General features: G+C 54.5%; 10 protein-coding genes. 7 read left to right on the top strand and 3 right to left on the bottom strand.

Features of this window, described 5'->3' with window-relative positions; all coding sequences use genetic code 11:
- Positions 1 to 358 precede the first annotated feature (358 nt).
- From FAZ14_RS08040 to FAZ14_RS08010, 7 genes are all read left to right on the top strand, one after another.
- The gene (locus tag FAZ14_RS08040) at positions 359 to 2,050 is read left to right on the top strand and encodes a sensor histidine kinase (protein ID WP_012885847.1); all 1,692 of its coding nucleotides are present in this window, start codon (positions 359 to 361) and stop codon (positions 2,048 to 2,050) included.
- A complete protein-coding gene (gene btsR, locus FAZ14_RS08035) occupies positions 2,044 to 2,769 on the top strand; it encodes a two-component system response regulator BtsR (protein ID WP_153508329.1) in 726 nt (241 codons plus the stop codon). Before FAZ14_RS08040 ends, btsR begins: the two co-directional genes overlap by 7 nt.
- A 403-nt stretch (positions 2,770 to 3,172) precedes the next feature.
- Entirely contained in the window at positions 3,173 to 5,320 is a 2,148-nt protein-coding gene (locus FAZ14_RS08030; RefSeq protein WP_038925551.1) for a carbon starvation CstA family protein, read from the top strand.
- Positions 5,321 to 5,423: 103 nt separating this feature from the next.
- Positions 5,424 to 5,627, top strand: coding sequence for a YbdD/YjiX family protein (locus FAZ14_RS08025; RefSeq protein WP_012768713.1), 204 nt, complete (start codon positions 5,424 to 5,426; stop codon positions 5,625 to 5,627).
- A 31-nt stretch (positions 5,628 to 5,658) separates the two neighbouring features.
- Entirely contained in the window at positions 5,659 to 6,681 is a 1,023-nt protein-coding gene (yjiA, locus tag FAZ14_RS08020; protein ID WP_153508328.1) for a GTPase, read from the top strand.
- Between the two features lie 284 nt (positions 6,682 to 6,965).
- Entirely contained in the window at positions 6,966 to 7,658 is a 693-nt protein-coding gene (locus tag FAZ14_RS08015) for an Nmad2 family putative nucleotide modification protein (protein WP_016942216.1), read from the top strand.
- Between the two features lie 94 nt (positions 7,659 to 7,752).
- Positions 7,753 to 7,980: a hypothetical protein gene (locus tag FAZ14_RS08010; protein ID WP_016942215.1), complete on the top strand. Its 228-nt coding sequence runs from the start codon at positions 7,753 to 7,755 to the stop codon at positions 7,978 to 7,980.
- 83 nt (positions 7,981 to 8,063) lie between these two features.
- On the opposite strand, the gene eutR is transcribed toward FAZ14_RS08010, so the two are convergent.
- The 3 genes from eutR to FAZ14_RS07995 form a co-directional block, all read right to left on the bottom strand.
- Positions 8,064 to 9,107, bottom strand: a complete 1,044-nt coding sequence (eutR, locus tag FAZ14_RS08005; RefSeq protein ID WP_029456430.1) for an HTH-type transcriptional regulator EutR — start codon at positions 9,105 to 9,107, stop codon at positions 8,064 to 8,066.
- A gap of 315 nt (positions 9,108 to 9,422) precedes the next feature.
- On the bottom strand, positions 9,423 to 10,769 hold the full coding sequence (locus FAZ14_RS08000) for an aldehyde dehydrogenase family protein (RefSeq protein WP_050544605.1): 1,347 nt from the start codon (positions 10,767 to 10,769) through the stop codon (positions 9,423 to 9,425).
- Positions 10,770 to 11,285: 516 nt separating this feature from the next.
- Positions 11,286 to 12,707 carry a phosphatidylserine decarboxylase family protein gene (locus FAZ14_RS07995; RefSeq protein ID WP_038925549.1) on the bottom strand — a complete coding sequence of 474 codons (1,422 nt, stop codon included), beginning with the start codon at positions 12,705 to 12,707 and terminating at the stop codon, positions 11,286 to 11,288.
- Positions 12,708 to 12,977: the final 270 nt, after the last annotated feature.

Here is a 12,977-nt window from a genome sequence, read left to right as displayed (position 1 = left end):
TATCAATCTCGGGAATATCATTTTTGCCGCTCCACGAGGGAACTGGCTTGGTGGATTTATTCTGGCCTACGGGATGGACTCATCGGCGGTCAATGTCGCGTTGTCATACCCGTGTCGATTGAGGACGAGCTTCCCATCCTTCTCCCGATGCAGTCGAGTGTGAATCCCCGCCGCTTAACGGAGTAAATGGCGGGGATAGTGCTTTGACGAATTCAGATTTCGCCAATTCGCTGACAACCGACTGCGCCAGTATGCAAATCAGTGAAACGCGTCAAGGTAACGCCGCGAGTTTGTGTTAGGGTATGCTCCTCGGGGGATCGTCCGATTCCCGGTTTTTTTGCCCGTCTGAGTTTTTATCATGTATGAGTTCAAACTGGTTTTACTGTTGCTCCAGCAGATGTGCGTCTATCTGGTGATCGCCTATCTGCTCAGTAAAACGCCGCTGTTCATCCCGTTGATGCAGGTAACGGTCCGTTTACCGCATAAGCTGCTGTGTTACGCCATGTTTTCCATGTTCTGCATTATGGGCACCTATTTCGGGCTACATGTGCAGGATTCGATTGCCAATACGCGCGCGATTGGCGCGGTGCTCGGCGGGCTGCTGGGCGGCCCCGGCGTTGGCATTCTGGTGGGGATGACCGGCGGGTTGCACCGCTATTCGCTGGGGGGGATGACGGCATTCAGTTGTATGGTCTCGACCATTGTCGAGGGGCTTCTGGGGGGAATGGCGCACCGGTTACTGATGCGTCGCGGCCGGGTTGACCGGTTGTTTAACCCTTTTACCGTGGCAGGGGTGACATTTATTGCGGAACTGCTGCAAATGGCGATCATTTTGTTGCTGGCCAGGCCGTTTGATGATGCGCTGAAGCTGGTGAAAGACATTGCGGCACCGATGATCGTCACCAACAGTATTGGCGCGGCGATGTTTATGCGTATCCTGCTGGACCGGCGCGCCATGTTTGAACGATATACCTCGGCGTTTTCCGCCCGGGCGTTAAAAATCGCCGCCTGCACCGAAGGTATCCTGCATCAGGGGTTTAATGAAGAAAACAGTATGCGGGTGGCGCAGGTTATCTATCAGGAGATGGATATTGGTGCGGTGGCGATCACCGATCGCGAGAAACTGCTGGCTTTTATCGGCATCGGCGATGACCACCATCTGCCGGGGACGCCTATCGCTTCAGGTCATACCCGGCGCGCTATCGAACATAACGAGGTGGTCTACGCCGACGGTAACGAGACGCCGTACCAATGCTCGCTGCAATCTACCTGTCGGCTGGGGTCGACGCTGGTGATCCCGTTGTGCGGTGAAAATCAGCAGGTGATCGGCACCATCAAATTGTACGAAGCTAAAAACCGTCTGTTCAGTTCCATCAATCGCACGTTTGGCGAGGGGATCGCCAGCCTGCTGGCCGCCCAGATCCTGGCGGGACAGTATGAGCGCAGCAAGCAGTTGCTGACGCAATCGGAAATCAAACTGCTGCATGCGCAGGTTAATCCGCATTTTCTGTTTAACGCCCTCAACACCTTACTGGCGGTGATCCGCCGTGATAGTGAACAGGCTGGCCAACTGGTGCAGTCGCTGTCGACGTTTTTTCGCAAAAATCTCAAACGCTCAGAGGAAGTTGTTACACTGGCCGACGAGATAGAGCATGTGAATGCCTATCTGCAAATTGAAAAAGCGCGCTTTCAGGAGCGCTTGCAGATCCGTTTTGACCTGCCGTCGGCGTTGATGTCGATGCGGTTGCCTGCGTTTTCGTTGCAACCGCTGGTGGAAAACGCGATTAAACACGGTACGGCGCATCTGCTGGGAACCGGGATTGTCACCATCAGCGCCAGTCGGCAGGGGGAGCGACTGTTGCTGAGTATTGAGGATAATGCCGGTTTGTACCAGCCACGAACGAACTGCACCGGGCTTGGTATGAATCTGGTGGATAAGCGTATCCGCAGTCGCTACGGCAATGATTATGGCCTGAGTGTGGAATGTGAGCCGGACCGTTACACCCATATCCATCTGACGCTGCCCTGTGAGGAAAGCCAGTCATGCTAAGCGTGCTGATTGTTGATGATGAACCGCTGGCGCGGGATAACCTGCGCTGCTTGCTGGAACAGGATGACGGCCTTGAGCTGGTCGGTGAGTGTGCGAACGCAGTAGAGGCGATTAGCGCTATTCACCGCTTACGCCCCGATGTGGTGTTTCTGGATATTCAGATGCCGCGCATTAGCGGGCTGGAAATGATCGGCATGATCGATCCGGATAACATGCCCTACATCGTGTTCATTACCGCTTACGATGAGTATGCGATTAAAGCGTTTGAAGAGCAGGCGTTTGATTACCTGCTCAAGCCGATAGACCCGCAGCGGCTGGCGAAGACCTTACGCAATCTGCACCGGGAGCGCCCGGCGCAGAATATCGACAAACTGTCCGACCATCAGTCAATTCTGGACTACATTCCCTGTACCGGGCACAGCCGTATCTACCTGATGAAAAGTGACGACGTGCAGTTTGCCAGTTCGCGCCAGAGCGGTGTGTATGTCACCGGGCCGCAAGGGGAAGAGTGCTTTACCGAGTTAACCCTGAAAACGCTGGAAAGCCGTACCCCGTTGGTGCGTTGTCATCGTCAGTATCTGGTCAATATGGCGCATCTGCGCGAAATCCGGCTGGAAGAGAGTGGGCACGCAGAGATCCTGCTGAAAAGCGGGCAGGCGTTGCCAGTCAGCCGCCGCTACCTGAAAACCCTCAAGCAACTGCTTGGCCTTAAGGGGTAATGCCGACCCGCATGCGTGCGGGCGGTGTGTTTCCTGTTCCTTTCACCCTGTCTCTTGCGTGGTTCATGACACGGCAACAGCATTATTACTGCGGCTGCAACGTTGGCCGCAGGGCGCATTTCGTCAATTTAAGTAAACATCTGTCACCGCTTATTCCGGTATGCGACCGGTCATCCGCTTATCCGACCGCTGACCCAAATTCAACTATCACCTGACGAATAGCCTGACTACAGTAACCATACGTGACTACATCATAAGTAATTATACCCGTCATATTTCACGTTGTAGGTGTGTTGGCTGTGCGCGTTCATCCGGCTGGGTAAGCTCACCGGGGTTCACTCGCTTGCCGCTGTCCTGCCACTCGAATGATTGAGGGTATACACAAATAAGAAGAGTGAACGCTATGAAAGATAAACTTCTCAGGCATCTTCCCTGGGCGTTACTGGGGGTCATCGGGGCATGCTGCCTTGGCGTGGTCGCACTGCGTCGCGGCGAGCACGTCAGCGCCATGTGGATTGTGGTAGCGTCGGTGGCGGTCTATCTGGTCGCTTACCGTTACTACAGCTTGTACATCGCTCGCCAGGTGATGCAGCTTGACGCCAACCGCGCGACACCCGCGGTGGTTAACAACGACGGGCTGAATTACGTGCCGACCAACCGCAATGTGCTGTTCGGCCACCATTTTGCCGCTATCGCCGGTGCAGGCCCGCTGGTAGGGCCGGTACTGGCCGCTCAGATGGGCTATCTGCCCGGTACCTTGTGGCTGCTGGCCGGTGTTGTGCTGGCGGGCGCAGTACAGGACTTTATGGTGCTGTTCATGTCGACCCGCCGCAATGGGGTGTCGCTGGGTGAAATGATCAAAGAGGAAATGGGGCCGGTACCCGGCACTATCGCGCTGTTCGGCTGCTTCCTGATTATGATCATCATCCTGGCGGTACTGGCGTTGATCGTGGTGAAAGCACTGGCGGAAAGCCCGTGGGGCGTATTCACCGTGTGCTCTACCGTGCCGATCGCGCTGTTCATGGGCATCTATATGCGCTTCTTGCGCCCCGGTCGGGTGGGGGAAGTGTCGGTCATCGGTATCGTGCTGTTGCTGCTGGCTATCTGGTTTGGCGGTGTTATCGCTCATGACCCTTACTGGGGCCCGGCGTTGACGTTCAAAGATACCACCATCACCTTTGCGCTGATCGGTTATGCGTTCATCTCGGCGCTGTTGCCGGTGTGGCTGATTCTGGCTCCGCGCGACTACCTGGCGACGTTCCTGAAAATCGGGGTGATCGTCGGTCTGGCGATCGGTATCGTCATCATCAACCCTGAGCTGAAAATGCCGTCCATGACGCAGTTTATCGACGGTACCGGCCCAGTGTGGAAAGGCGCGTTGTTCCCGTTCCTGTTTATTACCATCGCCTGTGGCGCGGTATCCGGCTTCCATGCGCTGATTGCTTCCGGCACCACGCCGAAGCTGCTGGCGAACGAAACCGATGCCCGCTTTATCGGCTACGGTGCGATGTTGATGGAATCGTTTGTCGCCATCATGGCACTGGTCGCGGCGTCGATTATCGAACCGGGTTTGTATTTCGCCATGAACACCCCGCCGGTTGGTCTGGGCGTCACCATGCCGAACCTGCATGAGCTTGGCGGTGCCAATGCACCGGCGATCATGGCGCAGTTGCAGGGTGTTACCGCACAGGCGGCGGCAACGGTCAGTTCCTGGGGCTTTGTGATTTCGCCGGAGCAGATCCTGCAAACCGCGAAAGATATCGGCGAACCGTCGGTACTGAACCGCGCAGGTGGCGCACCGACGCTGGCGGTAGGTATTGCTCATGTGTTCCATCAGATTATCCCAAGCGCCAACATGGGCTTCTGGTACCACTTCGGTATTCTGTTTGAAGCGCTGTTTATTCTGACTGCGCTGGATGCGGGCACGCGTTCTGGTCGCTTTATGCTGCAGGACCTGCTGGGTAACTTCGTCCCGTTCCTGAAGAAAACCGATTCGTTGATTGCGGGTATGGTCGGTACTGCAGGTTGCGTTGGCTTGTGGGGCTACCTGTTGTATCAGGGCGTGGTGGATCCGCTCGGCGGCGTCAAGAGCTTGTGGCCACTGTTCGGTATCTCCAACCAGATGCTGGCTGCGGTCGCGCTGGTGCTGGGTACGGTCGTGCTGATCAAGATGAAACGCACCCGTTATATTTGGGTCACGATGCTGCCAGCGATTTGGCTGCTTATCTGCACCACCTGGGCGTTGGGGCTGAAGCTGTTTAGTAATAATCCGCAGATGGAAGGTTTCCTGTATCTGGCACGTGTTTACAAACAGCGGATTGCTGAAGGCACGGAGTTGAGTGCGCAGCAGATTGCCAACATGCATCACATCGTGGTGAACAATTACACCAATGCGGTGCTGAGCGTTTTGTTCCTGGTGGTGGTGTATAGCATAATCTTCTATGGTATTCGTACAGCTTTGCGGGAACGTAACCAGTCAGAACGCTCTGACCGTGAAACCCCGTATGTGCCGGTACCAGAAGGCGGCGTGAAGATCTCCTCCCATCACTAACCGACGGTGAGGACGATACCGCCGACAGGTGCCAGTATGGGCCTGTCGGCGTTCATATCTGTCGGCTCATGCGCCATCGGCGCTGATATCAAGAGAGGGCGATATGTTCGGAAACCTTGGGAAAGCAGGAAAATATCTGGGTCAGGCCGCCAGAATGCTGGTCGGTATCCCGGATTATGATAACTACGTGCAGCACATGCAGACCAACCACCCAGACCAGGACGTGATGAGCTACGAGGAGTTTTTCCGCGAACGCCAGCAGGCACGTTATGGCGGTAGTGGTAAAGGGGGTTTTCGGTGCTGTTGAGTCGTCAGCGCGGCAAGGAGTTTTTTCGAGTATGACTCATTCATTACCCGCAGAGGCATCACCCGCAGACGTATTACCGACGGATGCATTAACTGACAAGGTATTACCCGCGACGATCCTCACCGGTTTTCTGGGGGCGGGGAAAACCACGTTACTGCGGCATCTGCTGTATGCCGATCACGGCGAGAAAATTGCCGTCATTGAAAATGAATTTGGCGCGGTGGCGATTGATGACTCGTTACTGGGCGATCGTGCGACCCGTATCACCACACTGAGTAACGGTTGCATTTGCTGTAGCAGTGCCAATGAATTGTCGGATGCGCTGCATGACTTGCTGGACGGTATTGACCGCGGCGAACTGGCGTTTGACCGGCTGGTGATCGAGTGCACCGGCATGGCCGATCCGGGGCCGGTGATTCAAACCTTTTTTTCTGACGAGCGCCTGAGCCAGCGCTTCCTGCTCGACGGCGTGATTGCGCTGGTCGATGCGGTACATGCCGATGAGCAACTGAGCCGACATACCGTGGCGCAGGCGCAGGTCGGTTATGCCGACCGTATTCTGCTGACCAAAACCGATCTGGCCGGTGAGACGCAGGCACTGGAAGAGAGACTGGCGCGTATCAACGCCCGTGCCAGCCTGTATCGGGTGGTGAATGGTCAGATAGACCACCGCCAGATCTTCGGCGTTGATGGTTTTATGCTAGACGATCGGCTACAGGTGTCTTTACCGCGTTTTCGACCGCTGATCGAACAGGATAACGCCATCACCTCGCTGGTGGTGCAACTGGCAAGGCCGGTAGACATGGCCGCGGTATCGGCAGTTATGGAGCAACTGTTGGTAGACTGTGCTGATAACCTGTTGCGCTATAAAGGGGTGCTGGCAATCGAGGGTGATGATCGTCGGTTGTTATTCCAGGGGGTACAACGGCTCTACAGTGCCGACTGGGATCGCCCATGGGACGACGATGAACCACGCGAGAGTGTCATGGTGTTTATCGGTATTCGTCTGCCACAAGACGATATCCGCCGCGCGTTTGATGCGCTGAATGCGTGATCCAGGCTTGCCGGGTGAAACGCGGCGGGAATATTTCAATCCGGCAAGGCTCTGCTTTCTGTTTAATGAGTAGCCGGATATTCTATTTTTGTGTTGACTTCCGATGTTGAAGAAACGACTAACGGACTTCGTTGGTCGGTCCGAATAGTTGACCTTTTTATTCATATCCTCTGATTGGTCTTCGTCAGAATAACTGATCACGAATAACGTTCTGTGTTTTTGTCGTTGTTTTTATTATCGCGCCAGACGTGGTTGCCGTTGTCATTTATCCGATAGGAGGTTTTATGCAGCTATTCAGCTATAAAATGACCCACGATACTGGATTCGCGCCAAATCCGTTTGGTGAGACGTTAACACTATCAACCTGTAAGCCTCGCTTTCGGTTGAGTAAGCAGGTGGGGCAGTGGATTGCGGGGTTTACATCCGCTGCCTTGACTGGTGAGCCTGTCGGTGAAGAGCGTCTGGTTTATCTGATGCGGATTGGCGAAAAAATACTTATTCGTGATTACTATTATGACCCGCGTTTTTTAAACAAACGCCCTGGTGAAACAGCAGAGGGACGATGCGGAGACAATATTTATTGTCCGGTGATACCAACGGCTACCGATGACGAACATTTTGAATTGATAGCCAATCCTCACCACAATGAAGGTGATAAAAAGATCGATACATCAGGAAGGTATGTTTTAATCGCCGATGAATTTTATTACTTCGGTAAAAACGCGTTGGTGATTCCAGCAGAACTGTGTCCCGCTATTCCCAGAAGCCAGTCGGCGCATGGTCGACTGACGACAGGCGAGCAGGTTGTCAGGTTTATCGACTATATACGACACCATTACTCGCCGGGAAGGCACAGTTGGCCGACGTGTTGGAGAGATGATGAGACATCATCACCGTGTGGAAACGTGTGTGCGATAAAAACACTGCCTTCATGGGATAAAAACACCGGCGTAGCCGGAAAAAAGAAACGCTGTTAATTATCTTTTAAAGATGACTGTCATGGTTATTATCTTGAATGAAATGCATTTTTCATAATTATATGACGGCTATTTAATTTTATTCAGAAGGATATTGAATCATGAAAAAATTACCAAAATTTTAGTGGTTATGGCCTCGTTATTTGCCTTTTACTCGGCGATGGCTGTCAGCTATTACGGCTTGAATGATGACGGTATGCATGCCGCCGTGATCATTCACGCATTCCCTCAAACCGGGGGCTTCGATTTGTATCTTCAGGACTGGCAACGCTCTGACAATTCGGGCACGGTGAAAGTCATCATTGAAAAATGGAAAGACTAATTACGTGAAATAAAGGGCCGACGCACATCGGCCCTGTGTACTCAGCCTGATATTCACCACTTCTGCGCGTCAGCTTCTCTTTTTTATCCTGCTAGTCGAGCCTTGAGCGTCACCGATGGCTTTTCATTAAACAGCCGTTGGTAATCACTGGCAAACTGGCTCAGGTGCCAGAAGCCCCATTGCATGGCGGCATCCTGTACGGTGTGATGATGGGAGTAGGGGCTGACTAACTCGCGGCGTACTGCGTTGAGGCGGATCATCTTCAGCCAGGCGTTGGGACCGCATCCCATGACATCACAAAAGGCATTTTGCAGCGTGCGGCGGCTGACATGCAGGCGACGACACAGGTCAAGTACCGTGACCGGTTCCGATTGCTGACTGAGCACATATTCTCTGGCGCGACCAATCAGGCTGCGATAACCGATGCGTTTGTTGGTATGGGATGGGCTGACATCGGCGGGCTGTGCGCTTTCCAGAAATGAAATCACGGTGGTCAGCAAGTTGTGTTTCAGTACCTTGGCCGCGTTGCTGTGTTGCAAACGTTGTGGTTCGTTGCAGCCATACCACAGCGCTTCACGCACAAATGACCAGAGGATTTCCCGCCTGTGGGGTTCTACCAGCAACGTGGTGCTTTGTGCCAGCAACCGCGTCAGTTGTTCCGGCTCTTCCAGCGCATCAGTGTACTGCAACAGTTCGTCACGTGAGATAGCGACACCCAGGATGGCATAGTCATCTGGCGTATTCAGTTCGAACTCCTTCCCCCCTGGGCTGACCGCGATGGCGTTGTCGCTGATGGGGTGAGAGCCGATAAAGCCGGTCCCGGCATGGCGGGCCGGAATACCAAACCAGAAGGCGTCGGGCCATATCATGCAGGACTGGCGCAGTGCCAGATTGGTGTATTCGTGGCAAATCTGGATGCCGTCTAGCAGGATTTCGCGTAATTCCCCTTTGAAATGTCCCGGTGATACCTGATCGTAAATCTGCTGCCAGTCTGTGATGGTGCGGGATTGGGCGTAAACATCCTGTGTCTGGCGCTGGTGCACACTGTCATCCGGCTGCATCAGCGTTGTGGCTGGAAGCCGGTGCTCTGTATCCAGATGATGCAGGTTAACTGGATTGTGTTTCATCGTCAGCTCACCTCCTTGACAATGTCGGGCGGGGTCTGCCAGAGCATGATGGTCACACCATATCGAGGGATGAGGTGTAGACAGACCAAAGTATTCCCCCGTTATACGGTATTCAGCCGGGGAGGAACAGGCGCTAAAGCACACTTTTCCTTCTCTCTGGTACGACCTAATTTCAGGGTTCTCCTATCGCGGTACGGTTTACTCCTTCATCCCCCACCCCTGCTTCTCTCCTTAAGCGGCTGTTGCGGAGTGATTGCCGCTGGTCATGAACCAACGGCAACCGCGCGGCAAACCTGTTTGGGTAATTCGCCATCGTCAGGCAATACGGAACATATCCACCAGCACACAACGTCGCAGGCGCACAAAGGTGCGAGCAGAGGTGACGCCTTCACCGGTCGGCGTCGAAATGGTCATCGATGTCCAACCTTCGCCACCCAGCCCCAACCCGGCAATACAAGGGCCATTTTTGACGAAAATACTGGTGTTGATGGCGTTAGCCATGCGATTTAAGTTCCTGATATTGGTAGAGTGCATCGCGGCGGTATGGCGGCAACCATTTTCCAGTTTGAGTGCCAGTGCAATAGCGTCATCCACGTTTTTCACCCGCACGACTGGCAGTACCGGCATCATCAGCTCGGTGACGGCAAACGGGTGACTGGCGTCGGTTTCAGCCAGCAGTAAGCGGGTATATTCGTTGACCTCAAGCCCGATGGCTTCAGCCAGTTTCGTGGCATCACGGCCGACATAGTCGCGGTTGACGCGACCTTTACCCTGCTCGTCGATGTCGCTCAGCAGTGCTGGCAGCAGCTGTTCGGTTTGTGCCGGCGTGAGCAGCACAGCATGATTGCGTTGCATTTCTGCCAGTAGGGCATCGGCCACACTGTCCACCACGATCAGCACCTTCTCATCGGCACAGATAATGTTGTTGTCGAATGAGGCACCTTTCACAATCGCGCGGGCTGCTTTCGGAATATCCGCCGTTTCATCCACCACCACTGGCGGGTTACCCGCTCCGGCGGCGATCAGCCGTTTGTCGGTATGTTTACGCGCCGCTTCCACCACCGCTTCGCCGCCGGTGACCACCAACAGCCCGATACCGGGGTAGCGAAACAGGCGCTGCGCGGTTTCGATGTTAGGGTCGGAAACGCTGACCAACAGGTTCTCCGGGCCGCCGGTGGCGACGATGGCTTTATTGAGCAGGCTGATGGTACGCAGCGATACGTTTTTCGCTGACGGATGAGGGGCAAACACCACGCTGTTACCGGCGGCTATCATGCTGATAGCGTTATTGATAACGGTCGCTGCCGGGTTGGTTGAGGGGGTCACCGACGCAACCACACCCCAGGGGGCATTTTCAATCAGCGTCAGCCCATTATCGCCGGTCAGTACTTCCGCCGACAGGCATTCGATCCCTGGTGTATGGCGCGCCTGTGACACGTTTTTGACGTACTTATCGACCACGCGGCCCATGCCGGTTTCGGCCACGGCCATTTCCGCCAGTACCTGTGCATAACGCTCGCCAGCGACCCGAATGGCTTTAATCACCTGTTGGCGCAGCTCGAGGCTGTTCAACTGTTGTTGCGCATACGCGGCGGCCTGAACGGCGTCGTCAAGCGAGTCGAAAATGCCGCTTGGTGCGTCAAACATTGCAGGCATCGGCATCGGTACAGTCGGTTCGATCACGGAGTGTTCCATAGGGTTTATCCTCTAGTTATGTCACCTGTTTAAACCACGTTGATTACCGTCTTCATCAGGGTGAGCAGGCAGGTTGTGGTAAAAAGCCATGTTGTGGTTAAAAGTACGGATGCGAATTCGGTGTCTTATTCAGGTCGGGCTGGGGTCGGCTCGGTATGCACGAAGACGACTATCCCAGCATGAGACGCGAGGCGGATTGCCTGTGTCGCGTCTGGGGGAAATCTCATCCTTGAGAGAACCCTTCCATTCTTTCATGTCGCGCCTGTTCTGATGGCGGTGGCCCGGTGTTTCCTGTGTTGACTTGTGGTTATTGTGGCAATGGCGTGTCAAAGCGAATAACAAAATTCGGCAAGTCGGCATAAAGATTGAAAGAGATCACGAAAAAAGAACCGTCGATTAACAGAAAAGACATGGTCGGGAGGAGGGGTGGCCTAAACGGAGAAACAGGCCCCGACCGTAGCCGGAGCCTGGTGCGGGTGTTTATTAGCCTTTGTTGTGCAGCGCGGTGGCGATCACGCTGCCCAGCGGGACCGGGTTTTTATCTTTGCGGTGACTGACGGCATCGATAGCCCATTCTTCCAACGCGACCCGATCTTTTTGGAAGATCATCATGTGAGTCGAACCGCCGAACTCGAAGTGACCGATTTCGACACCGCGGGTGATACTGACCGGTTCGGCACTCTCTTCAACGATAAACGTGCTGGGTTCGATCACGCAGCTGGACACTTCCACCATGCCGATGCAGATGAGCGCCACGTAGCCACAGGTCTTGTGTCGGAAGATAAACACCGCGCGCGCGGCCACATGGCCGAGGTAGGGTTGTGACTCGGTGCCTTCCCAGGTGCCCTGATTTTCGCCCTGTCCGGGTCGCTGAGCAAAGTAAGTCCCCGGTTCAACCCAGGAACGTACCAGAAAACCGTCCAGCGGCGCGTTCCAACGATGATAGTGCGTCGCAGAAAGAAACCCTTGATAGAGTTGTCCTCCCTCGAACAGCTTGGCCCATTGCCGCTGACCACCGAACAGATCAAGCAGCGAATAAGGGATGTCTTTGACCCAGAATCGGCTTTCCAATTGCAACTGATTGGCATAACGCCACGGTGTGGTTTCACAGCCGATGTCTATCTGGGTGTTCGGATCGCCTTTAAAGGGGCGTGCGCCGGGTACGAACTGACGGATAAAGAAATCGTTCCAACTGGCGAAGCCGTAACCCTGCAGGTTGGGGTCGTGCTGCATCTGGTTCCAGACACCGGCCTGATACGCAGCTTTGGAAATCCAGGAGCCGGGTTTTTCCGGTTGTGCGATATCGAGTTTATCGAGTGAGGCGCTGCTTTTCAGGAAACTGTTCCAGGCATCCAGCACCTGACGGAACTGCTGATTGAACGTCGCGTCGTGGAACAGTGCCACGCCCGCTTCTGTTCCCATCGCCACTGCCAAAAACGCATTCATCGGTGTCCCGACTTGTACGGTGGTGTTGAATGATGGCGAGGTGGTAATGATTTCGTTGAGGATCTCAAAGAAGCTGTCGTAGCTGTCTATCCAGGTCGCGTCGCCATCGTCGCTGATCTCCTTGCGGGTGGATTCAGGCAGCGAAGCCACATAGGCGTTGGATTGTTCGATCATGCTATTGAGCCACATGCGGTAGACACTGTTGTTGGTCACCCAGTTTTTAAAATTCTGGAGCACCGGCTGCATGGGGGCCAGGGTATTGGTCTGCTTCTTGTTGGCGATATGCTCGCGCAGTGGCATCAGGAATTTGGCGGTGGCCCATACCCGGTTAGGCACCCAAAATCCCATTTGGATTGGCCCGGCGTTATCCAGCGTCAGCAGGCTGTGCCCGCTGCTTTCGTAATGTGGCGACTGTTCTGCTTCAGGCGTACTTGCTGTGTGGCTTTTGGTGTGAGTCATAGCATTTCCTCTAGATAGAACGTGTCAATGTCGAACTCGAACAATCAATGTGTCACCACCCGGAAAAACCGTTGCACAGGCTAACTGCCGTGCTGACGGTAGCCTCATCTCGTTATGTGCGAACAACGTACAACCTGGTGGTGTGGAGAAAGGAAAGCGAAGGGTGGCAAAGGGGAAACGCGCTATGGGTATGCATGTCGGATCGTTGCCCGATGACAACTATGCGCGGCCCCTGTATTCAAACATAGGCGTATTCTGGCCGATGGCAAG

Source organism: Dickeya oryzae, from assembly GCF_009372235.1.
Classification (GTDB): domain Bacteria; phylum Pseudomonadota; class Gammaproteobacteria; order Enterobacterales; family Enterobacteriaceae; genus Dickeya; species Dickeya oryzae.
Note: the sequence above shows the minus strand (reverse complement) of the source record. Positions and strands in the feature narration are given on the sequence as shown.